The sequence below is a fragment of the Methylobacterium ajmalii genome (assembly GCF_016613415.1).
Taxonomy (GTDB): Bacteria; Pseudomonadota; Alphaproteobacteria; order Rhizobiales; family Beijerinckiaceae; genus Methylobacterium; species Methylobacterium ajmalii.
Genome location: NZ_JACWCT010000061.1, coordinates 74,200 through 100,619, shown reverse-complemented (window position 1 = coordinate 100,619; position 26,420 = coordinate 74,200). Strand labels below are relative to the sequence as shown.

Below are 26,420 nucleotides of genomic sequence, written 5' to 3'. Positions count from 1 at the left end.
CGAACATGAGTGAACCTGCAGGGCGTCTCAGGCGTCGCGCCAGGGTCGCAGCGGGACGACATTGCCGCCCTCGGCGGCGGGACCGGCTGCCGTGCCGAGCACCTCGGCGACCTTACGGGCGAGCTGCTCCCGCTTGAACGGCTTGCCGATGAGGTGCACCCCGTCGTCGAGGCGTCCGTGGTGGACGATGCTGTTCTCGGTGTAGCCGGACATGAACAACACCCGCACGTCCGGCCGCACGGATCGCACGCGCTCGGCCACCTCGCGGCCCCGTACCTTGCCGGGCAGCACCACGTCGGTCAGCAGCAAGTCGACGGACGCGGCGTTGGTACCGAATACCCGCAACGCCTCCTCGCCGTCCGCGGCCTCCAGCACCCGGTACCCGAGGTCGGCGAGGATCGCGCAGGCGATCTCGCGCACCGTCGCCTCGTCCTCCACCACCAGCACCGTCCCCGAACCGCGCGGCAGGTCGACGGGTGCGGCGGTGCGTTGCACGGCGGACGCGGTCCCGACGGCGCGAGGCAGGTAGAGCTTCACCGCCGTGCCCTCGCCAGGCTCCGAGTAGACCTTCACGTGTCCGCCCGACTGCTTCACGAAGCCGAACACCATCGCGAGGCCGAGCCCGGTGCCCTTGCCGTCCGGCTTGGTCGTGAAGAACGGCTCGAACACGCGCTTGACCACCTCGGGCGTCATGCCGTGCCCGGTGTCCGACACCGCGACCATCGTGTAGTCCCCGGGCGTCACCTCGGCATGGTCCCGGGCATACGCCGCGTCCAGCACCACGTTTCCGAGCTCGATGGTGAGGCGCCCGCCGCCCGGCATGGCATCGCGCGCGTTCAGGGCGAGGTTCAGGACCGCGCTCTCAAGCTGCGCCGGGTCGGCCATCGCCGGCCACAGGCCCGCGGTCTCGACGTAGCGCACCTCGATGTGCTCGCCGAGCGTGCGCCGGAGAAGGGGTACCAGGTCCGGCATGGTCGCGGCGAGGTCGATGGCCGCGGGCGCCAGCGGCTGCTTGCGCGCGAATGCGAGGAGTTGGCCGGTGAGCGTCGCCCCGCGCTGGGCCGCCCAGGAAGCCCGCTCGATGCGCTGCTGCAGCTTGGCGTCGCCGTCGAGCTTGGCACGGACGAATTCCAGGTTCCCGAGGATGACCTGCAGCAGGTTGTTGAAATCATGCGCGATGCCGCCGGTCAGCTGACCGATGGCCTGCATCTTCTGGGCCTCGCGCAGCACGCCCTCGGCCTGGGCACGCTTGGTCATGTCCGAGATTGTGAGCACGAAGCCGCCATCCGGCATCGGGGTACGGCGGATCTCCAGGTAGTGCCCGTCCGCGTTCTCGCGCTCGTAGGTGACCGCCTCGCGGGGATTCCGGCTGCCGTGACAGACCTGGTCCTCGGTCTCCAGGGCGGGACGGCCCGGCTCGGCCGTGTGCTCGGCGAAGGCGCCGTAGGCGGTGCCGGGGCGGACCATGGCCTTGGGCAGGTCGAGCAGGACCTGGAAGCACTCGTTCGAGTTCCTGAGCTTGCGGTCGGGCCCGAACACCGCGACGCCCTGGCTCAGGCTGTCGATGGTGGTGCGCAGGCGCAAGGCTAGGTCGCGCTGCTCCGCCTCGATCCGTTGGGAACGCGACCACGCCTGGTTCAGGAGCCTCGCCGCCCAGAGCAGGATCAGGGCCGCGAACGCCGCCCCGGCGATCACCAACGAGCGCACCCATGCCGCCCGGCTCTCGTTCTGGGCGAGACGTTCGTCGAGAAGCCGCTGCTCGTCGGCGAGCACGCCTGACAGGATGCCCTCCGCCTCGCGCATGTGGCCGCGGCCCTCGTCGGTGTTGACGATGCGCAGCGCCGTCCCGAACCCGCCGTCGCGGCGCGCCTGCACCGTCTGGGCGAGCTCTTCCAGCTTGTGCTGGACGGCCGGCGCGAGCGCGCGCACGCGCTCCTGCTGGGCAGGGTTGTCGGCGGTAAGCTTCTGGAGCTCGCCCTGGAGCAGTCCGAGGCGGTCGCGCGCGGCGTTGTAGGGGCCGAGGTAATCGTCGCGCCCGGTGAGCAGGTATCCCCGCTGACCGCGTTCGGCGTCCCTGAGCGCGATGGCGAGGTCCTTGGCGACGGCGAGCACCCGGTAGCTATGCTGCGACCACTCCCGGGCATCGCGCGAAGCGTTCAGGCGCTCCCAGGTCACTCCGCCGACCAGGGCGAGGATGGCCACGAGCACGCCGAAGACCAGCATGTTGGCGCGCGCGACGAGGTAGCGTGTCATAGTGGCGGTTCGGGGACGGCGGTGGGCGGAGGCGAAGGCTTCCGTCCGGCCTGCCCTCGCATGCGATTACGGGATTGTTGGGGCCGCGTCCCGGTGTCAAGCCGCCTCGCCGAGGGGGTGGGGCGCGCAGGCGCGACCGGCGACGCAGGTCCTGTTCCGGCCCGCGGCCTTCGCCCGGTAGAGCGCCGCGTCCGCGGCCTCGTACTGCGCCCCGGCGCGCTCGAACGCCCTGCCCGTCTCCGTCGCGAGGCCGATGCTGACCGTCACCGTGCCGGCCTCGATGCGGGCGGCCTCGACCGACAGGCCCGCAACGGTCTCGTGCACCTTGTCCGCGATGCGCAAGGCTCCGGCCTCGTCGGTGTCGGGCAGGAGCACCACGAACTCCTCGCCGCCGACCCGCGCGACGAGGTCGTCCGGCCGGTGAACGCTCGCCGACAGGCAGCGCGCCAGCCCCTTCAGCACCGCGTCGCCCACGGCATGGCCGTGGCGGTCGTTATAGCGCTTGAAGTGGTCGGCATCGACGACGAGGACGGACAACGGCTTGCCCGTGCGGTTGGCGCTCTTCCAGGCGTGCTCGAACGTCCCTTCGAACCGCCGCCGGTTAGGCAGCCCGGTCAGGGCGTCCGTGAGCGACAGCCGCGCGAGCTCGGCCTGCATTTCGGCGCGGCGGCGGAGCTCCCGCCCGAACAGGAGCGACAGGCAAGCGGTCAGGCCGCAGAGGACCAGGACCACCGCGCTGATGACGGCGGCCTTGGCGCGCCAGCCGGCCTCGATGTCGGCGGTCGCCAGCGCGACGTTGAGTACCAGCGGCAGGTCGCCGACCCGGGTGAAGGCGTAGTGCCGCTCGACCCCGTCGCGAACGGATGCGGCGACGAAGCTGCCGCGCACTTCGCGCACGAAGCGCTCCAAGATGGCCGTGCCCGCGATGCTGACACCGATGTCGGCCTCATCGTACGGGTGGCGCATCAGCCGCGTACCGTCGCGCAGGAAGAGGTTTATCGCGCCTTCGGGCCCGAGGCCGATCCGGTCGAAGAGGCGGCTGAAATAGGCGAGCTGCAGGGTGCCGAGCACGATGCCGCCGAACGATCCGTCCGGCTTGGTCAGGCGACGGCTGAGGACGATCATGCGGGCACCGGTCAGCCGCGAGACCAGGGGCTTGCTGATGTGCAAGCCGAGGTCGGCGAGTGCCTTGTGGCCCTGGAAGTAGTCGCGGTCGGCGTAGTTCGCCTTACGCGCCGGCACCGCGTTCGCGTCGATGACGCTGTCGCCGTTCTCGTCGGTGACGAGCATCACGCCGATGTCCCGGGCGGTGGCCGCGCGGTCGAACAGGACGAGCTGGCGCATCTCCGGGCTCAGCGCGTCCACGCCCGGGACCCGCAGGTTATCGACCACCGCCTGAAGGGAGAGGTCGATGAGCTCGACGTTGCGGGCGATGTCGCGCTCGATGACCTGCAGCAGGTTCTGCGAGGTCTGCTCGGCCTTGTCCCAGGCGTCCCGCCTGAGGTCGAGCAGCATCAGCGCGGAGACCAGGAGCATGCCCAGGGGCGCGAGCACGCCCAAGGCGATCCAGGTGCGGGTGGAGCCGAGCCAGCGCGCGAGGCGGGGCGGCAGGACCATCGTCGGACACTCCCAGGCAAACTTGTCTTTGCCTGGTTTATGTCACGCCAAACCTTACCGCACCTTTCGAAGAAAGTCGTCCCTGGCCTCTTAACCGTATGGTGGCAAACTTGCGGTTAAAGCGATTCCGACAATCAGAGGGGTCTCGAAAAGCGGGATCGGGCGACCGGCTAAGGCACAAACCTTCGAAGCGAACGTCATTCCCGCCGGGCGATGCGCCGTTTGCAGCGGTGTCGGCGTTGTCGTGGTCTTAGGATGCGCGACCGCAATCGGGACGCAGTCATCACGAGAGCACGTTTGGGACTTCGTAGCCGTATGCCGGCAACACAATGCCGCTCCTCGCGTTATTGCACGCATCGACCCTCATGGAAGCCTCCATGTCGAACCCGTTCTATGCCGCGTTCCTGCTTGCCCTGGAGGCTCAGAAGGTCGTCGAGCTGCGCCTGGTGCGCATTGCCTGGGGCGGTGCCGAGGCACAGGCCGAGATGGTCTCGATGGTCGGTGAGAAGGTGGTGGCCGCGATGGAGGCCGCCAACACCCTGATGACCGGTGGATCCCACGATGACGTCATCACCCGCTACCGGGATCTGGTCGCCGCCAACGTCCGACGCCTGACGGCCTGAACCTGCTGGCGCGCAAGAGCTTCCGCGGCACGGGCTTGCCAATGTCCGTGGCGCTGCCGCATTCCCTTTGAGTTGCACCAGCTCCGGACGCAGGCTCAAGAGCGCGAGCCGGTGGCATGGTGCAGGCTGCCGGCGCGAAATGTCGTCGCATCCGTAAGGCCACTTCGTGCCCTCGTCGTCCCGACGCACGGCCTCAGGCCGGCGTCCGTTTCCGCTGACGGGCCAGCACGCCGCGCAGCGCCCGCGCGACCTGCTCGGCCGAGTAGGGCTTCCGCACGAGCTCGAAACCGTGCGCGTCGTCACGCGCCAGCACATCGCTGTAACCGGTGGTCAGGATCACCGGCAGGTCCGGATGGCTGGCCCGCAGCCGCCGCGCGAGCTCGACACCCCCGATGCCGGGCATCACCACGTCCGAGAACACGGCGTCGAACCGCGACGGCACCCTTCCCAACTCGTCGAGCGCCGCTTCCGCGTTGTGCGCCCAGACCGTCGTGTGGCCGAGATCCTCCAGGAGTTGCGTGCAGAAGCGCCCGACGTCGAGGTTGTCCTCCACCACCAGCACGGGCAGGGCGCGTCCCGCGTCCTGCTCGCTGGCTTCCTCGTCACCGTCCTCCTCGCTTTCCGCGGGTGGGCCGACATGGGGCAGGTACAGCGTGAAGGTCGTCCCGCGTCCCACCTCGCTCGCCACGTCGACGTCGCCGCCCGACTGCTTGGCGAAGCCGATGACCTGGCTCAGGCCCAACCCGGTGCCCTTGCCGACTTCCTTGGTCGTGAAGAACGGCTCGAAGATGCGGGCCAGGAACTCCGACGCGATCCCTGCACCCTCGTCCGAGACCCGTACGACGGCGAAGGGCCCGGGCGCACCGGCATGGCCCCGGATGGAAGGCAGTCCCTCGCCGCAGGTGAGCCGGAGCGTCAGCGTGCCCTCGCCGTCCATGGCGTCGCGGGCGTTCACGGCGAGGTTCACCAACGCGGTCTCGAACTGGCTCGTATCCGCCCGCTCGTGGCAGGGTCCGTTGGGCACCTCCGTCAGGATGCGGATGCGCGCGCCGGTCACCGCGTTCAGCATCTCGGCGGTGGCCCGCACGCGCTCGCCGAGTTCGAACACCTCCGGCTTGAGAGCCTGCCGGCGAGCGAAGGCAAGGAGCTGGCTCGTCAGCTTGGCGGCGCGGTCGACCGTGTCGGCCACCGCCTCCAGGTAGCGGGCACGACGCTCCTCCGGCAGGGTCGGCCGACGCAGGAACTCGACCGAGGAGCGGATGATGGTCAGCAGGTTGTTGAAATCATGCGCGACGCCACCTGTGAGTTGACCCACCGCCTCCATCTTCTGAGCATGGCGCAACGCCTCCTCGGCCCGCGCGAGTTGCTCCTGCCCGCGCACCCGTTCGGTGGCGTCGACGGCGTACTGGAAGGCACCAATCCGCCGTCCCTGCGTGTCCCGCAGCGTCGTGAACCGGATCTCGTAGCAGGACCGCGACCGACCGGGGCTGCCGAACTCCTCGACAATCACGAACTCCTCGCCGGCGAGCGCCCGCTCCCAGACTGAGCGAACCAGTTCCTGCTGCTCGGGAACGCCGTCCAGGAGGCCGAGGAGGTCGTCGCCGACCTTGGGCCGGGCCCCGTACATAGCCTCAAAACCGTCGGCGAAGGCGCGGTTCAAGGCCACCACGCGATAATCGGGGTCGAGTGCCGCAACCAGGGCGTCGGTCGTCTCGAACACGTCGGCCCAGAGCTTGCGCTGCGCGAGTGCCTCACCGACCCGGCGTTCGAGCGTCGCGTTCATCTCGCGCAGCCGCTCCTCCGCGACCTTGCGGTCGTGGATGTCCTCGACCACTCCGTACCAGCGAACGATGTCGCCATCCTCGTTCCGGCGCGGCCGGGCACGGGCGCGCATCCAGCGGTACTCCCCGACGCCTGCGACGCGGATGCGGTAATCGACATCCACCGGCTCGCCGGAGCTCAGCGAGGCCGCGAAAGCGGTCATGGTCCCTGGCAGGTCATCGAGGTGCAGCGCCTTGGCCCAGCCCGACCCGTCCGGCTCGCCCGCGGCTTGCCCGGTGAGTTCGAGCCAGCGGTTCGAGTACGAGGTGATGTTGCCGTGCGGGTCGCAAGTCCAAGGCACCTGCGGGTTGAGTTCAACCGTGTGCCGGAAGTGGTCCTCGCTCTCGCGCAAGGCGGCCTCGCCGAGCACGCGGTCCGTGGTCTCGGTGATGACGCAGAACAGGCCGCCGATGCCGCCGGCATCGTCGAGGACCGGCGAGTAGGTGAAGGACCACCAGCTCCGCTCGGGTTCTCCCTCGCGCGAGAGGTCGAGCATGACGTCCGTCAGCTTCTGGCTCTCGCCGGCCATCGTGGCATCGACCAGAGGCTCGATCTCGCCCCAGATGCTCGCCCAGACCTCGCGGAAAGGCCGGCCGAGGGCGGTGTGCAGTCGATAGCCGAGGATCGGCCGGTAAGCGTCGTTGTAGAAGCATAGCAGGTCCGGGCCCCAGGCGAGGAACATCGCGGTAGGACAGGACAGCATCAGCGACAGGGTGGAGCGCAAGGCCGTCGGCCAGGCGTCCGGAGGCCCGAGCGATGTCTTCGACCAATCGCGGGCACGGATCTCCGCGCCGGTCACGCCACCGGACGGCAGGAACGGGAACGCGTCAGCCATGCCGCCCGAAACCCTTCGCCGCGTCGCTCGTAGCCCTCCGACGGCCCCGGCCCGCCGGGGATGTCGCGCAACGGGAAGTCCTGCTTGGCATGGCGGTCGCGTCACCTGTCGCTTCGGCGTGGCAGGGCGCCCTGGCCCGCCACGCTCGGTCGGTCCGGGCCCTAGATAGTGCAGGTTGGCGCGCACGACCGCTCCCTTGGATGGCTGCGTCGTCGCGGCTGCCTGGATGGCGAACGGCCGGCGAGCACGATATCGGCGACACGCGGGCACCAAAGCGTGTCCGTTGCCGTTGTGCAGATGCCCCAGGGCCCAACGTGAGCCCTGCGCCCCGGTGAGCCATGACGGATCAGCCTGCCCCGACGCCTCCTTCCGCTCGCCCCGAGCGGACCTCGCCGACCTTGTGGACCGCGTGCCTGGGCGTGGCCCTCGTCGGTCTGGTCGCCTTACCGAAGCGGCGCGGAGGTTCCTTGCCGATTGCGTCCGGCGGTCCGGGGAAAGAGGACCGGAAGCTCGGTACCGAGGATGCGCCCGTCTCGCACGAGGGCGCCGCGGCCGAGCGCCTGGCCGAGGCCGAGCCGGAGCGCGGGCGCAAGGCGGACACGCCCTCCGAGATCCCCGCCAAGGGCTGGAAGGACATCGCGCTCCGTCTCTACCGGGAGTTCGGCAACGACCGCATCCTGCTGGTCGCTGCGGGCGTGACCTTCTACGCCATCCTGGCCCTGTTCCCAGCCATCGCGGCGCTCGTCTCCATCTACGGCGCGGTCGCCGACCCGAGCACCATCAACCATCACCTGAACGACCTGCGCGGCATCCTGCCGGACGGGGCCATCGACATCGTCGGCGGTCAAGTGAAGCGTCTGGTCGACAAGGGCGACAAGGCGCTGGGCCTGACTGCCATCGTCAGCATCCTGATCTCGCTCTGGAGCGCCAACGGCGGGATGAAGGCGGTCTTCGACGCGCTCAACATCGCCTACGAGGAGGAGGAGAAGCGCTCGTTCGTGATGCTCAACCTGCAGTCGCTGGCATTCACCGTCGGGGCGCTGCTGTTCGTTGGGCTTGCCCTCACCGGCATCGTGGTCGTGCCGGCCGCGTTGCAGGTGCTCGGGCTCGACCAGAAGGCCTGGTACATCGCGCTCCTTCGGTTCCCCGTCCTGCTCGTCCTCGTCATCGGTAGCCTGGCGGTGCTGTACCGCTTCGGCCCGAGCCGCCGGAAACCCCGGTGGCGCTGGGTGACATGGGGCAGCGCGGTGGCCGGCTCCCTGTGGCTGGCCGCGTCGGGGCTGTTCTCCTGGTACGTGGCGAACTTCGGCAGCTACAACGAGACCTACGGCTCGCTCGGCGCCGCCATCGGCTTCATGACTTGGATCTGGCTGTCCACGACGGTGGTGCTGCTCGGGGCCGAGCTCAACGCCGAGATGGAACACCAGACCGCGCGCGACACGACGGTCGGCGGCGACAAGCCTCTCGGCGCCCGTCAGGCCCGCATGGCCGACACCGTGGCGGCATCCTCCTGACCGCCGGCAATATCGGCGACCGCGTGCGCCCCGGTCCGGCAGACGCCGGTTGCCTAACAACTTGGGTCGGCCTACGCCTCGCCTCATATGACGGGCAAGCGGCACCCACCTCCGTCGGGCCCCCGCCTTCTCCTCGAACACTCCGCGTAACCCTGTCTTGAACGCTTCCTCTCCGCTCATGCCCGGCGAGCCGACCCCGGCCTTCTGCCGTGCGATCTTCGGCAGCGCCGTCGACTTCGCCATCATCACCACCGACCACGAAGGGCGTGTCACCGCCTGGAACCCAGGCGCCGAACGCATCCTGGGCTGGCCGGCCGAGGAGATGGTCGGGCAGCCGGCCGCGACCTTCTTCACCCCCGAGGACCGTGCTGCCGGGCGGCCCGAGACGGAGATGCGCTGCGCCTCCGAAACCGGACGCGCGGCGGACGAACGCTGGCACCTGCGCAAGGACGGCTCCCGCTTCTGGGCCAGCGGCGAGATGATGCCCCTGCGCTCACCGGACGGCACCGGGATGGGCTTCCTCAAGATCCTGCGCGACCGCACCGACGCCACGGCGACCGAAGGGGAGACCCGCCGCGTCCGCGACGGGCTCCAGGTTGTCACCGACGCCCTGCCGGTGCTGATCTCGTTCATCGACCAGGATCACGTCTACCGGTTCGTGAACCGGTACTACGAGGCGTGGTTCGGGCGGCCGGCGAGCGAGATCCTGGATCGGCCGGTGCGAGAGGTCGTCGGCGAGGAGGTGTACCAGGCCCGCCTCCCCCTCATCTCGCGGGCGCTCGCTGGTGAGGACGTCACGTTCGACGCGCTGATGCCGTACCAGGACGGCATCCCTCGGCAATCGGAGATCCGCTACATCCCGCGCCGGTCCGCCGACGGCACCGTCGCCGGCATCTTCGTCATGGTCACGGACATCGCGGAGCGCCACCGCGCCAGGGCCGACCTGCAGGAGGCGGAGGATCGGCTCCGCCTAGCCCTGGAGGGGGCCGGGACCGGCATCTACGACTACGACCTCGTCACCGGCGCGCTCACGTGGGACGCGCGCACCCGAACCCTGTTCGGGCTGTCGCCCGACGATCCCGTCTCCTACGAGGGCGCCTTCCTGCCTGGCGTGCACCCTGACGACCGGGAGCGGGCGGACAAAGCCGTGCAGGCAGCCATCGGCATGGCCGACGGTTTCGAGCTAGAGTACCGCGTCATCGGCCGGCGCGATGGCGTGGAGCGCACGCTGGCCGCGAGGGGCAACACGGTTTTCCGGGACGGCCGACCCGTGCGCTTCGTCGGCACCGTCCGTGATATCACGGAGACCAGAACCGCCGAAACTCGCGCGCGGCGTCTTGCGGCTCTCGTCGAGCAGTCGAGCGACTTCATCGGGTTGGCCGATCTCGACGGCAACGCGGAGTTCGTCAACGAGGGTGGTCGTCGGCTCGTCGGTTTGGCCGGCCTGGAAGAAGCCCGCGGCTACATCCTGCTCGACTACTTCGAGCCGGCAGACCGACCAACGGTGCTAGGGAAGGTCCTTCCCACCGCGCGTGAGGGCGGCTTCTGGGAAGGCGACCTCGCGTTCCGCAACTTCTCGACCGGCGCCGCGGTCCCCGTCCACTACACCATCTTCCCGGTCCGCGACGCGGAGGGTGCGGTCACCGGCTACGGTACTGTCACCCGCGACCTTACGGAACGCCGCAGGCTGGAATCCTTCCGGGACGCCTTGATCGCCATCGGCGACCGCCTTCAGGAATGCCGCGACACGGCCGAGATGGCGGCAGTAGGCGCCGAGATCATGGCCCGCACGCTAGGTCTCGACCGGGCCGGGTACGGCACGGTCGACGAGGCGCTGGAGTACGTCGATATCGAGCGGGACTGGACGGCCCCGGGCGTGGTCAGCCTCGCCGGGCGGCACCGCTTCGCCGATTACGGTGAGGTCCGCTCCGGCCTGGCGGAAGGCCGCGAGGTCGTCATCCCGGACGTGACGGTCGATCCGCGCACCGCGGGCAACCCGGGACCGCTCCTGGCCATAGGCGTACGTGCCTTGATCAACGTGCCGGTGATGGAGCACGGGCGCATCGTGGCGCTCTTCTTCCTGCACGACCGGCAGCCGCGTGACTGGCGCACCGATAAGCTCGACTTCGTGCGCGACGTCGCCGAGCGCACCCGGGCCGCCATCGAGCGCTTCCGCGCAGAGGCGAGCCGACGCGAGAGCGAGGAGCAGTTCCGGGTCTTCGCGCAGGCCATGCCGAACCACGTCTGGGCCGCCGACGCGAACGGTGACCTCTACTGGTTCAACGTGCAGGTCAACGCTTACGCTGGCACCGTGCCGGGCGAGCTCGACGGGACGGCATGGGCGTCCATCGTACACCCGGATGACGTCGAGGCCGCAGGCCGGGCCTGGGCGGCGGCGCTTGCCGACGGCACCCTCTACGAGACTGAATTCCGCATCCGTCGCGCCGACGCGACCTATCGTTGGTTCCTCGTTCGGGCCGAGCCGATCCGCGGTCCCGGCGGCGCGGTGGTCCGGTGGATCGGCACGAACACCGACATCGAGGACCGCAAACGTGCCACGGCCCAGCTGGAGTGCCTCAACGCGTCCCTGGAGCAGCAGGTCGAGGAGCGCACGCGCGACCGCGACCGCATGTGGCGCCTCTCGACCGACGTGATGCTGGTGGCCCGCTTCGACGCCACCATCGTAGCGGTCAACCCGGCCTGGACCGCGCTGTTCGGCTGGAGCGGGGACGAGCTCGTCGGGCGCTCCTTCATGGACCTCGTCCACCCGGATGACGCGGCCTCGACCGCCGCGGCCGCCGGCGACCTTTCGGCCGGCTCGGTCATTCCCCGCTTCGAGAACCGCTACCGGCACAAGGACGGCTCCTACCGGTGGCTTTCCTGGACGGCGGTGCCGGACGCGGACTTCATCCACGCTGTCGGCCGGGACGTCACGGCCGAGAAGGAGGCCGCGCAGGCGCTCGCACGGACCGAGGAGGCGCTGCGCCAATCGCAGAAGATGGAAGCGGTCGGGCAGCTCACCGGCGGCCTGGCGCACGATTTCAACAACCTGCTCACCGGCATTTCCGGCAGCCTGGAACTCCTGCAGACCCGGATGAGCCAGGGCCGGCTCACCGACCTCGACCGCTACATCAACGCAGCCCAGGGCGCCTCGAAGCGAGCGGCCGCCCTCACCCACCGCCTGCTCGCCTTCTCGCGGCGCCAGACCCTCGACCCGAAGCCCACCGACGTGAATGCCCTCATCCACGGCATGCAGGAGTTGATCCGCCGGACGGTGGGCCCGACCATCCACATCGAGGTGGTCGGCGCGGCCGGCCTCTGGCCGGCACTCGTCAATCCGCCGCAGCTTGAGAACGCGCTGCTCAACCTCTGCATCAACGCGCGGGACGCCATGCCGGACGGCGGCCGCATCACCATCGAGACCGCCAACAAGTGGCTCGACGACCGCGCCGCGCGCGAGCGCGATCTACCGCAGGGGCAGTACCTGTCCTTGTGCGTGACCGATACAGGAACTGGCATGACGCCGGACGTCATTGCGCGCGCCTTCGACCCGTTCTTCACCACGAAGCCGATCGGTCAGGGTACCGGTCTCGGCCTATCGATGATCTACGGCTTCGCGCGGCAATCGGGCGGGCAGGTGCGCATCTACTCTGAGGTCGGTCAAGGCACGACCATGTGCATCTACCTCCCGCGCCACTACGGCGACGCAGAGGGCGCCGAAAGCATGCCGGACCTCGCCTCGGCTCCGCGTGCCGAGCAGGGCGAGACGGTACTCATCGTGGACGACGAGCCGAGCATCCGCATGCTGGTGACGGAGGTTCTGGAAGACCTGGGCTACACCGCCATCGAGGCGGCGGACGCGGCCGCCGGGTTGAAGGTCCTGCAATCGGACGTGCGCATCGACCTGCTCGTCACCGACGTCGGCCTGCCGGGCGGCATGAACGGGCGCCAGATGGCCGATGCCGGCCGCGTGAGCCGACCGGGATTGAAGGCGCTGTTCATCACCGGCTACGCCGAGAACGCCGCGGTCGGGAACGGCCACCTGGAGCCGGGCATGCAAGTGCTGACCAAGCCTTTCGTGATGGAGGCGCTGGCCTCCCGCATCAAGGACCTCATCGCGGCGCCCTGACGAACCCATGGGGGCGACCGCATGGGGGATCCCCCGCCTTCTCGCCATCCGGCGCGGGCATAGGCTGCACCGCGCCCCGCTTTCACGCTATCGGAACGGGTTCAAGCGTTGCCTGAGCGAAGTGAATGGGCGACGCATGGCCCGTAACCCCAGACGCCCCGTGCGCGTCGGTTCCGCGCGAGGCCAAGTAGCGCCGGCCCATCGATGAGCGTACCTGCAGCCACCTTGGACACCGTCGTCGACCCGAACCGGCTCGCGGCTCTGGCCACCTACGGGATCCTCAACACTGCGCCGGAGAAGGGCTTCGACGACATCGTCCTGCTCGCCCGCAACATCTGCGAGACCCCGGTGGCCCTGGTCAGCCTCGTCGCCGGCGACCAGCAGTGGTTCAAGGCACGCCTCGGCTTCCCGGAATGCGGGACGGACCTGAACGCGTCCGTCTGCGTCCACGCGCTCGTCGAGCCGGACCTGCTCGTCATCCCCGACCTGACCCGCGACCCTCGCACCCTGACAAACCCGCTGGTCACCGGCGGGCCCGGCATCCGGTTCTACGCAGGCGCACCTTTGCGCACGCCGGACGGCAAGGCGCTGGGGAGCCTCTGCGTGATCGACGTCGCTCCCCGGCCGTCCGGGCTTACGCCTAGCCAAGCCGAATCCCTTCGTGCGCTAGCCGGGCAGGTCATGGCGCAGATGGAGCTGCGTCGCGCGTTGGCCGAACAGCGCCGCCTGCTCGGGCAGAGCGAGGAGCTGATCCGCACCCAAGCCGCCCTGTCCGGGGCCAAAGGCGATCTGGGCGTCATGCTGGACGCCTTGGTCACGGGTGCGATTGAAGCCGTGCCGCATGCCGAGGGCGCCGTCATCGAGACGTTGGACGGCGAGGAGCTTGTCTATCGCGCCACCACGGGCGTACTCGTTCCCCATGCTGGGCTGCGGGTGCCGCTGCGAGGCAGCCTCGCGGGGGCGTGCCTGCTCTCCGGCGAGCCCGCGCTGGTACCCGACGTGCTGGAGGATGCCCGGGTCAAGCGGGACCTCGTCGAGTCCCTTCGCCTGCGCTCCTGCGTGATCGTGCCGGTCCGCCGTGGCAGGGAGGCGGTCGGCGTGCTCAAGCTGCAGTCGAGCCGACGCCGAGCCTTCACTGCCACCGACCTCAAGCTCGCGCAAGTGCTCGCCGGCACCGTGTCGGCGGGGTTGGCCGAGTTGGGTGAGGTCGCCGCCCGGCGCGAGGCCGAGGACCATTTGCGGCTCGCACAGGAGGCCGGCGGCGTGGGCGTGTTCGCCGTCGGGCGCGACGGTGTCCTGCACGCCACGCCCGAGTTCTGCCGCCTCTACGGCTTGCCACCGCGCGACAGCTACCCGTCTGCAGCCTTCGAGCGGCTGGTTATCCGGGAGGACGCGCACCTCGTCTCGACCGCGACTTTCCGCACGAACGGGCAGGCGCCGCGCGACGTCGAGTACCGCATCCGCCGACCCGACACGGGGGAGGTGCGCTGGATCGCCCGCAAGGCGAGCTCGAACGCGACGAGGCCGGCAAGCCCCTCCGCTTCGTCGGCGTCGCGCGCGACATCACCAAGCAGCGGGCCGACCGGGACGCGCTGGCCGAGAGCGAGTGGTTCAAGACGGTGCTGTTGGAGCTCGGCGACCGCCTGCGCGACCTCACCGAAGTGGCCGAGGTGACGCGGGTGGCGGCCGAGGTCGCAGGCACTGCGCTGAACGCCAGCCGCGCCGGTTTCGGCCGCCTCGACGCGACGGGCAACACGTGAGCATCGAGCCGGACTGGACGGCGCCGGGACAGGTCAGCGTGGCCGGCGACCACCGCTTCGCCGACTACGGTGAGCTTCATCACGGCCTCATGCGGGGCGAGCCGCTGGTGATTCACGACGTCGCCGCAGACCCGCGCACCGCCTCCTTCATGCCAGCGCTTCGGCCCATCGACGTGGCCGCCTTCGTCGATACCCCGCTCCGCGAGCGCGGCAGCACGGTGGCTCTGTTCTTCGTGCACGACCGCGTGCCCCGGACCTGGACCGCGCAGGAACTTGAGTTCATGCGCGTGGTGGCCGACCGCGTCGAGGTCGGCGTCGCGCGGCTGCGGGCCGAGGAGCGGCAACGCCTGCTCAACCACGAGCTTTCGCACCGCATGAAGAACCTGTTCTCGATGGTGCAGGTCGTGGTGGCGCAAACGCTGCGCGGTGCCGCCGACGTCGATGACGCGCGCGAGGTACTCTCCCAGCGATTAATCGCGCTCGGCAAGGCGCACGACATCCTGCTCGGAGGCGCCGCCGAGCGCGCCCCCCTCGCGGCCGTCGTCCGGGAGGGCATCGGCGTCCTGGAGGGGGCATCGGAGCGTGTGCGGGTCGCAGATCCCGAAATCGAGGTCGGCGCGAAAGCGGCTCTATGGCTCGCGCTGATGCTGCACGAGATGACTACCAATGCAATGAAGTACGGCGCGCTCTCGGTCCCGGACGGCCGGGTGGAGATGTCTTGGTCCATCCGGGAGGGTGACGACGGTCCTCTCCTGAGGCTCGCCTGGCGCGAGCGCGGCGGGCCCCCGGTGCGTCCCCCCGCCCGTAAGGGCTTCGGAACGCGGCTGATCGAGCGCGGGTTGACCGGCCAAGTTGGGGGCGTCCTATCCTTGGACTACCCCCCCGAGGGCGTGACCTGCGTCGTCGAGGCGCCCCTCCGCAACTTCCAGGACGAGGGCTGAGGGCGCGTCGGCGTCCCAGTGGCGTGCCGCCAAGCTGAAACTGCGTGCCCTATTCGGCGGTTGCACCGCTTCGTCCCCGAGCCCTGGTCCCGCCCTATGTCCTCGCCGCCTGCTCCCCTCCCCTGCATCCTCTTCGTGGAGGACGAACACCTCATCCGCATGATCGCCGTCGCGATGCTGGAGGATGCCGGCTACGCCGTCGTTGAGGCGTCCACGGCTGACGCAGCCTTGTCGGTGCTGGAGCAACGCCGCGGCGTCGACGTCGTCTTTACCGACATCGACGTGCCGGGATCGATGGATGGGCTCGCGCTGACGGGACGCGTCGCCGAGCGCTGGCCACGTATCCGGCTCGTCGTGACCTCGGGCCGGGCTTGGCTCCGTGAGGCCAAGGTTCCCGACGATGGGCGATTCTTCCCCAAGCCCTACCGGTCGCCGCAGCTGCTGGAAGCCATCGGCGCCGCGGCATGAGCGGGCGCGTGATTTGAGGTTCAAGAGCCAGAGTCAAAACCCAATCAACTTGGCCATGTCTGGGCCGCTTTCGATCCCACTCGGATGTTCCGGTGGTGCTTGCGCAATCCACGCTCCTGACCCATTGCAGACGGTCGGAATGCCCGCTTCCAGGCAGTTCAATGGACCCGGTTCGGCAACTTCTGGCCAGTAGTGGCCTGTCTGCTCTGGGGAGGGCTTGCCAAAAAGAGCAGACAAAGCCCTACCGAACCAACCCAGTCGTAAAGCTCAATTTGCGTCGGCCTCAAAAATGGACACCGGCACGCCGCCAGTCACCGTCGCCCTGCGGCCTCCAAGCGGGTCCGGTCAACGATCGCGACAGCGCCTCGCCGAAGTTCGATCAGGCCCGCTTCGGCCCATTGTGCCAGGATGCGGCTCACCACCTCGCGCACACTGCCGACATCGTCCGCGAGCTTTTGATGGGTCACCGCGGCGACGCCTCGCGGATCGGCTTCAGCGAGGAGGCGTTGCGCGAGGCGCTGCTTCAGCGGTGCGAACGCGACCTCGTCGATCAGCGTGAACAGGCCGGACATCAATCGCGTGTAGTCATCCATGACGAAGCTGCGGAACGCCGCGCTGTCGCTCATCAGGTGCTGGAACGTGCCGACCGGCAGGGCCGCCAGTTCGGTCCGCTCCTCGGCCACGCTCTGCGCGGGAAAGGTGCCGCCAGACAGGAGGCACTGGGTGGTCAGAGCGCAGGTGCCACCCGGGCCAACCTTGTAGATCAGCACCTCGCGTCCGCCCTCCGAGATCCGGAAGATCCGCGTGCGTCCCTCCAGGCACATCAGGTAGTTGGCACACTCGCCATTCAGTTCGTAGGCGATGGCGCCTGCATCCAGCACCGGGAAATGCACGGTTCCTCGAGCGATCTGAAGGTGCGCCGGGCTGAGAGCTTGAAGAAGCGGAAACCGGTCGATCCATCGCTCGACCTTCTGGGCATCCGTCATGGCTGGCGTGGTCCCCCGGCCATGACGACGGGTTGATCGTCCGGCGCGCGTTGCGTTTTTCTCCCGCCGCGCCGGATTTGTGTGACCTGGGTCACCGACCGGGTGCAGCGTCCCAGCATAGCATCGTGACACAACGAACACGATAAGGGCGCTCGCCAAGCGCGGCGCCCACCGGGAGGAAACCGATGCGCCGCCTCGCCCTCAGCTTCACGCTCGCCGTCTTCGCCGCCGGCCCTGCCGCGGCCGAACAGGACCTGCTGCTCGGGGCAGACATGTCCTCACCCGCCATGACGAAGGCCGAGATGAGCCGCGCCGATGTCGAGGCGATGATCCAGGCTGCGGACGGGAAGCCCATCGACCTGCACGACAAGGCTCTGTCGGGTCTCGATCTCTCCGGGCTGAACCTCCGGGGCGTCAACTTACGCACTGCGCGCCTGAACAAGGCCAATCTGCGCGGCGCCGACCTCAGCGGCGCAAACCTCGAACAGGCATGGCTCCTGAAGGCAGACCTGTCCGGCGCCAAGCTCGCAGACGCGAAGATGTTCGGTATCACCGCCCGCGACGCCAACCTCAGCGGCGCCGACCTCAGCCGGTCCATGCCCATTGGAGACTTCAAAGGCGCCAACATGAGCGGCGCGACGCTGGTCGATCTCAAGGGCGGAGCCGACATCAAGAACCAGTCCATGGGCTTGATGCGGGTGGTGTTCACCTCGGTGAACCTGTCGGGCGCGAACCTCAGGGGAGCCAACCTCGGCCGGTCACGCCTGGAGTATGCGAATCTCAAGGATGCCGATCTCACCGGCGTGGTGCTGATGGGTTCGGACTTGTCCGGGGCCAATTTGACCGGTGCTACGGTCACGGGCGCGGATTTCAAGAACGTCGACGTCAGCGGTGCCCGGCTGATCGACCTCAAGGGTCAGTCCGAGGCCAAGGACTGGGCGGAGAGGGTGAACATCGACCGTGCCGTCACTCAGGCATCCAATTGACTTGCCCGTTCACCGACCTGACGGCCCGCCGCTGACCTCAACGGCTTCTATCTCATGAGACCCGGTCAGCGGGGAGCTGCAACGTTCCCTGATATAGGCGAAGCCGCAAACTCGGGTTGCCCATTCGACAAGGCTGGCTTCAGTCGGAAGCACGACGTTCGTCGTCGCCAGCCAATTCATCGCATTACGTGATCAAAACGATCGATACGTTCCGTTGGAGCGAACGAATGGACGCGGTCATGGTCGTGGCAGATCCACTCCACGAGGTGCACGCACCATGCCCGCAGCAGCCTTTCTCCGATCACGCGCGCTTGCCCTGTCTTCCATCCTGCCCGGCCTGACCCTTTGCCTCGTGGTGACGGGCGTCGCCCTCGGGCTGGAGAGGGTCGAGGAACACGTCTTCGGCCGTGCATGGCTGGAGGCTCTGGTCCTCGCCATCGTGCTGGGCACGGCCGTCCGCACGGCCTGGAACCCCGGTCGGCACTTCGCTCGCGGGATCGCGTTCGGCGCCAAGACCATCCTGGAAATCGCCGTCGTCCTGCTCGGCGCCTCGCTCAGCCTCGGGACGCTGCTCGCGGCCGGGCCGGGGCTTCTCGTCGGCATCGCGGTGGTGGTGGCCCTCGCCATCGCGGCGAGCTACGGCATCGGCCGGGCTCTCGGGTTGTCCCCGCGCCTGGCCATCCTCGTCGCCTGCGGCAACTCGATCTGCGGAAACTCGGCGATCGCGGCGACGGCCCCGGTGATCGACGCGGACGGCGAGGACGTCGCCTCGTCCATCGCCTTCACCGCCGTGCTCGGCGTTCTCGTCGTTCTCGGCTTGCCCCTGCTCGTGCCGCTGCTCGGACTCTCACCGATGCAGTACGGCGTGCTCGCGGGGCTCACGGTCTACGCGGTGCCGCAGGTGCTCGCCGCAACCGCGCCGGTGGCCGCCCTCAGCGTTCAGGTCGGCACCTTGGTCAAGCTGGTCCGCGTGTTGATGCTCGGGCCGGTGGTCCTGGCTCTCTCGCTCGGGATCGGCCGGCTGCGCACGGGGACGGGCGTGACCGTGCCGCCCCCCAAGGCCGGCGAGCGCCCTGCCTCGGGCCGAATGGGGCTGCAGCGGCTGGTGCCGTGGTTCATCCTCGCCTTCCTGGCCCTGGCGGGTCTGCGCTCGGCGGGACTCGTTCCCGAAGCGGCCCTGCACCCCATGGCCGCGACGGCGAACGCGCTGACCATCGTGTCGATGGCGGCCCTCGGCCTCGGCGTCGACGTGCGCAGCGTCGCCAAGGCGGGACCGCGCGTCACCCTGGCGGTCGTCGCTTCGCTCGCCGCCCTGACGGCCGTGAGCCTCGGGCTGATCCGCCTGCTCGGCATCGCCTGATGTGAGCGCGCCACCCAGCGCCGCCGAACGCGTTGAACCTTGACCTGTCCCGTGAAGGAGCCACGATGTCGAGCTTAGCCGAACGCATGGCGCGCCTGATCGTCCACGGCGAACGGCCCTACAACGCCGAGCCGCCGCTGGACCGGCTGCGGATGCGCTACCGGACCGCCGCTGAGGATTTTTACGTTCGCTCTCACGGCGACCTGCCGGAGATCGACCCCGCCACATGGCGTCTGTCCATCGACGGCGCGGGTGTCGGCCCCCTCGATCTGTCGCTGGCGGAGCTGCGCACGCGGTTTCCCGAGGCGACCGTCACGGCCACGATGCAATGCGCCGGCAACCGCCGCGCCGACATGCGGGTGGTGGCCCCGGTCTCGGGCGATCCCTGGGACGGCGGCGCCATCGGGACGGCGGACTGGACCGGAATCCGCCTCGGCGACGTCCTGCGGGCGGCAGGGGTGACGCCGGAAGCGGATCTCCATGTGGCCTTCGAGAGCCACGACCTGGTCGAGGGCCAGCCCTACGGCGTCTCCATTCCCCTCGCCAAGGCGCTCGCCGACGAGACGCTGCTGGCCTTCGCCATGAACGGGGCACCGCTGTTGCCCGAACACGGCTTCCCCGTGCGGGCCGTCGTGCCGGGCTTCGCGGGCGTGCGCAGCCCGAAATGGCTGAAGCGCATCACGGTGCAGGACCACCCCTCGACCAACCCGATGCAGGCCGACGACTACAAGCTGTTCCCGCCGGACGTGACGGCCGAGACCGCCGATCCGGCGAAAGGCCACACCATCGAGACGATGCCGCTCAACGCCGCGATCTGCGAGCCCGCGCGCGGAGCTCGGCTCAAGGCGGGCGAGACTACCGTCCGCGGGTACGCCATCGCGGGAGACCGGGCGGTCGTGCGCGTCGATGTCTCGGGCGACGGCGGCCGGTCCTGGCATCAAGCCAGGCTAGAACACGAGGCCGGCGCCCCCTTCGCCTGGACGTTCTGGGAGATCGTGCTGGACCTTCCGTCCGGCGAGCGCGACCTCGCGGTGCGCGCCTGGGACAGCGCCGGGCAGACCCAGCCGGCGCGGCCGGACGAGACGTGGAACTTCAAGGGCTATCTCAGCGCCTCCTGGCACCGTGTGCGGGTCGAGGTTGCCTGAGTGACCGCCCTCATCAGGGGGCGGCACGGATCAGGTCGAGCAGCGCGTCGGCGGCGCGACCGCGGTAGCGCTCCTTGTGGCGCAGGACACGGAAGGTCCGCGTCGGCAGGGCGAAGGGCACGGCGACGAGTACGCCGGTTCGCAGCGAGGGTCCGACCACCGCTTCGGACAGAACGCTCGCCCCGGCCCCCGCCACGACGGCGGCGAGGACCGCCTCGTTCGACGGCAGTTCGAGGGCAACCGTGAGTGCGTCCGGCGCGATGCCCAAAGCATCGATCGCCGCCTCGAAGGCGGAGCGCGTGCCCGATCCGGGTTCGCGCAGCACCCAGGAGACCGAAGCGAGGTCCGATCGTCCCGGCCGCGCGCGTGCGGCCAACGGGTGATCGGGGGCGATGACGAGGATCAGCCGATCCTCGGCGATCGGGGCGCTCGCGAGGCTGCCGTCATCGATCGCGCCTTCCACGAAGGCGAGTTCCGCCGTCCCGGCCCGGACCGCCTCGGCGGCCTCGGCGGTGTTGCCGATGCCGAGCCGCAGGACGATGTCCGGATAGGCCGCCCGAAAGGCGACGAGGTGCCGGGGGAGCCAGTGGCCGGCGATGGTCTGGCTCGCCTGGACGGACAGCGTGCCGCGCCGCAAGCCGCTGAGGTCCGCGAGTACGAGTTCGGCCGCCTGGGCGCGGGCGAGCACCGCGCGAGCCTCGGCGAGAAAGACGCCGCCCGCCTCGGTCAGTTCGATGCCCCGGCCGACCCGGTGGAACAGCTTGACGGCGTGCCGGCTCTCCAGAGCGCTGATGGCGGCGCTGACCGCCGACTGGACGAGGTTCAGCGCCTCGGCCGCCCGCGTGACGTGCTGGCGCTCGGCGACCGCCACGAAGATGCGCAACTGGTCGAGAGTCATGGCGTCTCGGGCTCGGCGGGGGCCTTGGCCGGCGTGGCCCGGCAGGGTTCGGATACGAGCGTCACCGCGCGCCCTCGCGCTTGCCCGAGACCTGCGCATCGACCGCCTCGGCGACCCGGAGCAGCCGCGCTTCGTCCGTGCGGGCCGTCACCACGTAGGACATCCCGGCGTCGATCCATGAGAAGGCGGCCACGTCGTCGGCGCGGGCGTAGCGGAACACGCCGCGCCCGCCGGTCGTCCCGGCCCGGCTGTAGAGGGTCAGGCGGGTGCCCCGGTCGTCGTCGTACATCAGCATCGCCGCCGGCTCGTCTCCGGCGGGGAGCAGGCGCCCGCCCATCAACCGGAAGCCCTGCGCCCGCAGGTCCGGCACGGTGACGGGCCGGCCCAGGCGCGCGCTGAGCCATCGCACGAGGTCGGTCGAGCCGTCGGCGCGGACCTCGACCGGATGGGCGGCCTCGACCACGTAGGTGCGGAAGGCGGAGACGGCCGCCTGCGTCATCGGTTCGGCCGGGGCCGGACCCGGCACGGAGCCGCGCCCGACCCACCCGGCCGCGCCGCCGAGGGCGAGCAGGAGCGCCGCCGCCGCCGCGTTCGGCCACCAACGCGGGAGGCGCCTCCGGCGTGGGCCCGCGAGATTCGCGATGCGCAGGTGGGCGGGGATCGGCTCATCCGCCACGGACGCGAGGCGCGCCCGCAGGCGGTCCCGCATCTCCCGGTCGGCGGCGACCCGGGCGGCCGCCTCCGGGTGCGCGACGAGCCACGCCTCGACGGCGGCGCGGCGGCCCGGATCGAGCCGTCCGTCCACGAAGGCGTGCAGGTCGTCCTCGCCGACGGGACGCGGGTCGGACGCGGTCATTTCACCCTCCGCAGATGCCCGGTGACGATCGTGGGGGCCTGATCGAGGAACGCGCGCATCCGGCCGCGGGCCCGGCTGAGGCGCGACATCACGGTGCCGATCGGGACCGCGAGCACGGTGGCGACCTCGGCATAGGACATGTCCTCGACCGCGACGAGGAGCAGGACGGATCGCTGTTCCTCGGGTAGCGCGGCGATCCCGTCGAGCACGTCCCGCGCCCCCATGGCCGCCTCGGGATCGACCCCGGCCTCCGCGACCTCCGCCAGCGCCTCCGGGCCGACCTCGATGCCCCGGCGGCGGCGCACGCCTTCGAGGTAGCGGTTGCGCAGGATCGCGAACAGCCACGCCCGCAGGTCGCCATCGCGGCGCTGCGGCCAAGCGCGGATCGCCCGTTCCAGCGTGTCCTGAACGAGGTCGTCGGCCGCCTCGCGCTGGCGCAGCAGCGCGTTCGCGTAACGCCGCAAGGCCGGAATTTGCGGTTCGATCAGGACGGCGAGGTCGTCCAAGGGCGGTCTCCGGATCGCGGCGACGGCGATGCCCGCGCCGCCGTTCGGACGAGAGATGCCGGAAGCAGCCGAACTATTCCAAGCCCCGCCCCGGCGGACCGATCACGCATCCGTGACCGATGGGCCGGAGGCAGCGGGGAATATCCCGGCCCGGCCGGCATCTCTCCCCGCGTGACCTCGACACTTCGGGAGAGACCATGCGCGGAGCACCGACGGCGATCCTCATCACCCTACTGATGGCTGGGGGCGTCCTGGGCGGCGGCATGATGATGCGCGCCGGGCATGCGGAGACTGCCCCTGGCGGCTTCGATGCGATGATGGCCCAATCGATGGCGCGGATGCACGCCGACATGGCGGTGGCGCCGTCCGGCGACCCCGACCGGGACTTCGCCGCCATGATGATCCCGCACCATCAGGGCGCGATCGAGATGGCGAAGGCCGAACTCGCCTACGGCCGCGACCCGGTCCTGCGTCGGCTCGCGCAGGGCATCATCGTCGAGCAGGCGCAGGAGATCGAGGTCATGCGCCGCGCCCTCGCCGAGCGACCGGTCGCGCGGACCCAACCGACGCAGCCGCCGGCCCGCCACCATCACTGAGCGGATTGCCGTCCCCCGTCCCGACCATCAGCGCGAAGAGACCTTCACGATGCGACACCTCATTCCGGCGACCCTGCTGCTCGCCCTCCTGGGCGGGACCGCGCTTGCGGGCCAGGCGCCGGGGCCCGCCTCGACGCCGGACGTGCCCGTCGGCCCCCGCGACCGGTTCTACACCTCGGATCAGTTCTCCAACACGGTCTCGGTGATCGACCCAGCCGCCAACACGCTCCTCGGCGTGATCCGTCTCGGCGACACGACGCCCGCGAACCTAAGCCCGCTCTATCGCGGCCAGCTCCTGGTCCACGGCATGGGCTTCTCGCCCGACCGCAAGACCCTGCTCGCCGTCTCGATCGGCTCGAACTCGGTCAGCTTCATCGACACCGCGACCAACACGGTGCGCCGCACGACCTATGTCGGCCGCTCGCCGCACGAGGCGTTCTTCACGCCGGACGGGCACGAGGTCTGGGTCAGCGTGCGCGGCGAGGATTACGTCGCCATTCTCGACGCCGGGACGGGCCGGGAGACGGGCCGGATCACGGTGCCGAACGGGCCGGGCATGACGATCTTCTCGCCCGACGGGCGTTACGGCTACGTCTGCTCCAGCTTCAGCCCCGAGACGGTCGCCATCGACGTGAAGAGCCGGGAGATCGTCGGGCGGATCAAGCAGGAGAGCCCGTTCTGCCCCGACATCGCGGCGACGCCCGACGGCCAGCAGGTGTGGTTCACCCTCAAGGACGTCGGCCGCGTCCAGGTGTTCGAGGCCACGCCGCCGTTCAAGGCGCTCAAGACCATCGAGACGGGGCCGATCACCAACCACGTCAACATCGCGCGCACGAAGGCCGGGCAGTTCGCCTACGTGACGGTCGGCGGCCTGAACCAAGTGAAGGTGTTCCGCACCGACGACTTCTCGCAGGTCGCGACGATTCCCACCGGCGCGCTCCCGCACGGCCTCTGGCCCTCGGGCGACGGTTCGCGGATCTATGTCGGCCTGGAGAATGCCGATGCGGTCGCGGTGATCGACACCGGCAGCAACGCGGTGATCGCCACGATCCCGATCGGCCAGGGGCCGCAGGGGGTGGCCTACGTCCCGGAGGCGGTGCCGGAGGGAGCGGGCGCGCCGAACCTCCAGCCGCTGGGCGCGGCGGGCCAATCGAGCACGCTGACGCTGGCCGGGCCGGACGGCAAGGCGGCCACGCAGGTCACGCTGTTCGACCAAGGCGTGCTGCAGACCCTGCAGGCGGCGGTGACGGGGCTCACGCCGAAGAAGCCCTACGTGCTGGCCCTCTCGGCCGATCCGAAGGGCGCCGGGCCGCTGGAGCCGCTGGCCGCCTTCATGACGAACCCGGCGGGCGCGGCCATCGTCAACGCCGTCGGTCCGATCCGGCAGGTGACGCAGAACGCCAACGAAGCCACGCGGCGCAGCCTCGTCATCGTCGAGGGCAAGCCCGGCGAGACCGGCGCGACGGTCCAGACCCAGGCGCCGCGCTGACGAGACGAGGGGGCGGTCGCCGGACCGCCCCCCTGTCGCGCGCCGCGCCTCAGTAGGTGTCGGCGAGGTAGGCGGCGATGGCCTTGGCCTGCGCCTCGTCGATCGGCGCGTGGTAGACCTTGACCATCTTGGTCACCTCGGACTCCCAGAAGGCCGCGCCTTTGCCCGGCGGCTGCATCGCGATGTAGTCCACCGAATGGCAGGACAGGCAGTTCGCCTGGGCCGCCTCGAAGCCCTCCGCGTGCGTGCCGGCCTTCGGCGTCCGCAGCTCCGCGGTCGGCTCCGGCACCGCGTAGGATTTCGGGGCGGCGAGCGCCGCGCCGGCCGCGAGGGCGAGGGCCGCCGCCAGGGCGAGGGTGATGCGGGTCATCGTCGTCACTCCCTCAGGCCGCGCGCACGCGGGTGGTCTCGACCACGTTGCGCAGGTACCCGGCCGGGTTCCAGCGCGGCTCCATCGGCTGGCTCGCCCCGTCGTTGGCGGTCGCCCGCACCCGGATCGCGTGCGCCCCCGGCGACAGCTCCGCGTCGAGGGTCCAGGGCCGGAAGGCGTAGGGGCCGAGATCCTGCCCGAGCCGCGCCTCCGTCCAGGTCTTGCCGTCGTCGGTCGAGACCGCCACCGACCTGATCCCGGAGCCGCCATCGAAGGCGATGCCGCGAAGGGGCGTGCGCCCGGCCTTCACCTCCGCCCCGTCGGTCAGGTTGGTCAGGAAGGAGCGCACCGTGAAGCGGTTGATCGGCACCGTCTTGTCCGCCGCCTTGCCGGGTTCGGTGCAGGCGCAGTCGTTGTCGGGGATGCGATAGGCCTTTTGCATCCAGAAGCCGTCGAAGGGTTTGTCGAGCACGCGGATGCTCTCCAAATGCTTGACCCAGTAGGTGCCGTAGAAGCCCGGCACGACGAGGCGCAGGGGATAGCCGTTAAGCCAGGGCAGGTCCTGCCCGTTCATGCCCCAGGCCAGCATCGCCTGCCCATCGCGGGCGTGGTCGAGCTTGAGCGACTTGGCGAAGTCCGGCGTCTCCGGGATCACCGGGCCGTCGAGGCCGGTGAAGGCGACCTCCACGGCGCCCGCCTTCACCCCGGCCTTGTCGAGCACGGCCTTCAGCGGCACGCCGGTCCAGCGGGCGCAGCCCATGGCGCCGTTGGCGAGCTGCCCGCCGGCCATGCGCGGTTCAAAGAAGCCGCGGGAATTGCCCGAGCACTGGTTGACCGCGACGATCTCGGTCGTCGGCATCGCCTTCAGGTCGGCGAGCGAGAGCGCGACCTCCCGCTCGACATGGCCCTTGATCGCGACGCGGTAGGTCTCGGGATCGATCTCGGTCGGGATGTCGGCGAGATGGTAGCGCACGAAGAACGCGTCGTTGGGCGTGATGGCGCCCTCGTCGAACACCGAGAACGGGGTCTCCAGCTGCGGCGGGCGCGCGGTCATCTGAAGCAGCGGGCGCTTGCCCGGATAGGCCACCAGGGGCCGCTCGCCGTTGCCGAAGGGCAGCGTGGCGGTGTCGCCCGCGAGCGCCCGCAACGACGCGAAGCTGCTGCCGCCCAGGCCCGCCAGGGCGGTGAGGCCCGCCCGCCTGATGAGATCGCGTCTGTCGAGCATCCGATTCCTCCCCGATCCGCGCGAGGCTCCGGCGACCGGGCC

The 26,420-nt window shown here is 70.0% G+C and carries 20 protein-coding genes; 11 read left to right on the top strand and 9 right to left on the bottom strand.

Features of this window, described 5'->3' with window-relative positions; all coding sequences use genetic code 11:
- Nucleotides 1-27: 27 nt before the first annotated feature.
- Complete coding sequence (locus HPY23_RS11610) at nt 28-2,253, bottom strand: CHASE3 domain-containing protein (RefSeq protein ID WP_099954413.1); 2,226 nt, start codon at nt 2,251-2,253, stop codon at nt 28-30.
- Between the two features lie 96 nt (nt 2,254-2,349).
- Nucleotides 2,350-3,870 (bottom strand): sensor domain-containing diguanylate cyclase, encoded by a 1,521-nt coding sequence (locus HPY23_RS11605; RefSeq protein ID WP_099954412.1) that lies wholly within the window; start codon nt 3,868-3,870, stop codon nt 2,350-2,352.
- 377 nt (nt 3,871-4,247) lie between these two features.
- On the opposite strand from HPY23_RS11605, the gene HPY23_RS11600 reads away from it, so the two are divergent.
- A complete protein-coding gene (locus HPY23_RS11600; protein ID WP_099954411.1) occupies nt 4,248-4,493 on the top strand; it encodes a hypothetical protein in 246 nt (81 codons plus the stop codon).
- Between the two features lie 193 nt (nt 4,494-4,686).
- On the opposite strand, the gene HPY23_RS11595 is transcribed toward HPY23_RS11600, so the two are convergent.
- Entirely contained in the window at nt 4,687-7,149 is a 2,463-nt protein-coding gene (locus HPY23_RS11595; RefSeq protein ID WP_099954410.1) for a PAS domain-containing protein, read from the bottom strand.
- A 338-nt stretch (nt 7,150-7,487) separates the two neighbouring features.
- On the opposite strand from HPY23_RS11595, the gene HPY23_RS11590 reads away from it, so the two are divergent.
- The 5 genes from HPY23_RS11590 to HPY23_RS11570 all read left to right on the top strand — a co-directional run bounded on the left by HPY23_RS11590 (nt 7,488) and on the right by HPY23_RS11570 (nt 15,961).
- Entirely contained in the window at nt 7,488-8,663 is a 1,176-nt protein-coding gene (locus HPY23_RS11590) for a YihY/virulence factor BrkB family protein (RefSeq protein ID WP_099954409.1), read from the top strand.
- A 178-nt stretch (nt 8,664-8,841) separates the two neighbouring features.
- On the top strand, nt 8,842-12,792 hold the full coding sequence (locus HPY23_RS11585) for a PAS domain S-box protein (RefSeq protein ID WP_099954408.1): 3,951 nt from the start codon (nt 8,842-8,844) through the stop codon (nt 12,790-12,792).
- A gap of 225 nt (nt 12,793-13,017) precedes the next feature.
- Entirely contained in the window at nt 13,018-14,466 is a 1,449-nt protein-coding gene (locus HPY23_RS33845) for a GAF domain-containing protein (protein WP_329618770.1), read from the top strand.
- Between the two features lie 82 nt (nt 14,467-14,548).
- On the top strand, nt 14,549-15,493 hold the full coding sequence (locus tag HPY23_RS11575; protein WP_164712380.1) for a sensor histidine kinase: 945 nt from the start codon (nt 14,549-14,551) through the stop codon (nt 15,491-15,493).
- A 96-nt stretch (nt 15,494-15,589) separates the two neighbouring features.
- Nucleotides 15,590-15,961: a response regulator gene (locus HPY23_RS11570; protein WP_099954406.1), complete on the top strand. Its 372-nt coding sequence runs from the start codon at nt 15,590-15,592 to the stop codon at nt 15,959-15,961.
- A gap of 311 nt (nt 15,962-16,272) precedes the next feature.
- Here the strand turns inward: HPY23_RS11570 and HPY23_RS11565 are convergent, their stop codons facing one another.
- Nucleotides 16,273-16,947, bottom strand: a complete 675-nt coding sequence (locus tag HPY23_RS11565) for a Crp/Fnr family transcriptional regulator (protein WP_200601681.1) — start codon at nt 16,945-16,947, stop codon at nt 16,273-16,275.
- A 185-nt stretch (nt 16,948-17,132) separates the two neighbouring features.
- On the opposite strand from HPY23_RS11565, the gene HPY23_RS11560 reads away from it, so the two are divergent.
- From HPY23_RS11560 to HPY23_RS11550, 3 genes are all read left to right on the top strand, one after another.
- The gene (locus HPY23_RS11560; protein ID WP_200601680.1) at nt 17,133-17,933 is read left to right on the top strand and encodes a pentapeptide repeat-containing protein; all 801 of its coding nucleotides are present in this window, start codon (nt 17,133-17,135) and stop codon (nt 17,931-17,933) included.
- Between the two features lie 277 nt (nt 17,934-18,210).
- On the top strand, nt 18,211-19,293 hold the full coding sequence (locus tag HPY23_RS11555) for a YeiH family protein (protein WP_200601679.1): 1,083 nt from the start codon (nt 18,211-18,213) through the stop codon (nt 19,291-19,293).
- 65 nt (nt 19,294-19,358) lie between these two features.
- Nucleotides 19,359-20,438 carry a molybdopterin-dependent oxidoreductase gene (locus HPY23_RS11550; protein WP_200601678.1) on the top strand — a complete coding sequence of 360 codons (1,080 nt, stop codon included), beginning with the start codon at nt 19,359-19,361 and terminating at the stop codon, nt 20,436-20,438.
- Nucleotides 20,439-20,451: 13 nt separating this feature from the next.
- Here HPY23_RS11550 and HPY23_RS11545 read toward each other — a convergent pair whose 3' ends face one another.
- From HPY23_RS11545 to HPY23_RS11535, 3 genes are all read right to left on the bottom strand, one after another.
- On the bottom strand, nt 20,452-21,336 hold the full coding sequence (locus tag HPY23_RS11545; RefSeq protein ID WP_200601677.1) for a LysR substrate-binding domain-containing protein: 885 nt from the start codon (nt 21,334-21,336) through the stop codon (nt 20,452-20,454).
- 61 nt (nt 21,337-21,397) lie between these two features.
- The gene (locus HPY23_RS11540; RefSeq protein ID WP_200601676.1) at nt 21,398-22,192 is read right to left on the bottom strand and encodes an anti-sigma factor family protein; all 795 of its coding nucleotides are present in this window, start codon (nt 22,190-22,192) and stop codon (nt 21,398-21,400) included.
- A complete protein-coding gene (locus HPY23_RS11535) occupies nt 22,189-22,698 on the bottom strand; it encodes a sigma-70 family RNA polymerase sigma factor (protein WP_200601675.1) in 510 nt (169 codons plus the stop codon). Before HPY23_RS11535 ends, HPY23_RS11540 begins: the two co-directional genes overlap by 4 nt.
- Nucleotides 22,699-22,895: 197 nt before the next feature.
- Between HPY23_RS11535 and copM the strand changes: the two genes are divergently transcribed.
- Both copM and HPY23_RS11525 read left to right on the top strand, forming a co-directional pair.
- Nucleotides 22,896-23,294: a CopM family metallochaperone gene (gene copM / locus HPY23_RS11530; RefSeq protein WP_200601674.1), complete on the top strand. Its 399-nt coding sequence runs from the start codon at nt 22,896-22,898 to the stop codon at nt 23,292-23,294.
- A gap of 49 nt (nt 23,295-23,343) precedes the next feature.
- Entirely contained in the window at nt 23,344-24,783 is a 1,440-nt protein-coding gene (locus HPY23_RS11525; RefSeq protein ID WP_200601673.1) for a YncE family protein, read from the top strand.
- Nucleotides 24,784-24,832: 49 nt separating this feature from the next.
- On the opposite strand, the gene sorB is transcribed toward HPY23_RS11525, so the two are convergent.
- Nucleotides 24,833-25,153, bottom strand: coding sequence for a SorB family sulfite dehydrogenase c-type cytochrome subunit (gene sorB, locus HPY23_RS11520; protein WP_200601672.1), 321 nt, complete (start codon nt 25,151-25,153; stop codon nt 24,833-24,835).
- Nucleotides 25,154-25,166: 13 nt separating this feature from the next.
- Nucleotides 25,167-26,378, bottom strand: a complete 1,212-nt coding sequence (gene sorA, locus HPY23_RS11515) for a SorA family sulfite dehydrogenase catalytic subunit (protein WP_200601671.1) — start codon at nt 26,376-26,378, stop codon at nt 25,167-25,169.
- Between the last annotated feature and the right edge of the window lie 42 nt (nt 26,379-26,420).